This is a genomic window from Oleiphilus sp. HI0079 (genome assembly GCF_001635105.1).
In genome coordinates this window covers 1-1,255 of record NZ_LWFT01000042.1, presented here as the reverse complement: position 1 = coordinate 1,255, position 1,255 = coordinate 1, and the positions used below count along the sequence as shown (strand labels likewise).

Sequence of the window (1,255 nt, the reverse complement as noted above, 5' to 3'; positions counted from 1 at the left end):
CGATTCGATCAAACAATGACAGCGAGGTAATCCTGTTAAAAGAGGAGTACGCCGCATCAAGACTAAACTGCTGTAACGAGAGAAGACTAATCGCTTCGGCGTAATCCACAGACTCTAATTTACCAAGCGCTTCTTGAGTAATAATCTCTGAATCTTTCAGTTGCTCAAGACCGGTTTCCAAAGTGTTCAACCGTGCACCAAGCTGGCCTCGTGCGTCGAGTACGGATGTAAACGCGAAATCCAAATTGGCAAGAGTTGACTCAAGCAACTCATCAAAACTACCTCTACCCTCAGGTGTTGCCGAGAAGTTCCGCAAACCATAGATGAACTTTTCTGTGGTTCTGAGCAAGCCTTGTTTTTCTGATGATTCGATCGAAAAAGTGTCTCCTGTAACCGGAGCACCGCTGATCTCAAACTGAACACCTTGAGCCTGAATAGGGCCATTTGGTTGGTAAGCCACATTTGACTGCAATACAAAGCCTGAAGACTTTTCCTTAATGTTAAAGGTTGTGGGGCTAGTAAACTCCACCACTAAATCTTCAGGGTAAAACGCATCATAGAGCTCCTGATCAATCACCTGACCAACAGAGATTGTTGCAGGAGGGTTAGCTTGGTTAGCCTCGCCCGCCTGAGTATAAAATGTATTGGTATAGGCCGGCATATCTTCAAACAGTTCCTGCCCATTTAAGGTTGTTTGGATACGCACAGAGCTTTCGATCTGAACAAACCGAACACCTTCATCACCCTGATAACGATAAGATCCAGACTCATTTTTCTCAAACGGCTGCGTACCACCCTGAAATCCGCTAAACACGTACTCGCCACTCGCGTCACGCGCATTCAATAAGCCCGCTAACTGATCAAGGCGCTGTTCGATTTCAGAGGCAATCGAACCAAGATCATCTTTGGAAAGTCCACCGTTACCCGAAGAAACCGCCAAGGTTCGAATACGTTCTATGACATCACTGATACCACCAAGTCGGTCATCTTGTAGTGACAAACGCCCCTCTGCCAACTCAACGTTGCGCTGAAACTGAGTATTGATAGCTATTTCCTGATTTAGCTCAAGAATTCGAGTCGATGCGACGGGGTCGTCCGCAGGCGTGAGAACCCGCTTGCCCGTTGCCAGTTGTTCTTGGGTTTTTTGCTGTTGCGCAGTCACATCCTGTATTGATGAAATACCACGCTCAAAAATTTGTATGGTAGAGATTCTCATGTCTTACTCCATCACTCCATGCGACACTAACGGAAAGCA

At 46.5% G+C, this 1,255-nt stretch carries 1 protein-coding gene; it reads right to left on the bottom strand.

Going from position 1 to position 1,255, the window contains the following annotated elements; translation table 11 throughout:
• A partial coding sequence (gene flgL / locus A3750_RS00755) for a flagellar hook-associated protein FlgL (RefSeq protein ID WP_068547936.1) occupies positions 1-1,216 on the bottom strand: 1,216 nt, incomplete at its 3' end.
• Positions 1,217-1,255: the final 39 nt, after the last annotated feature.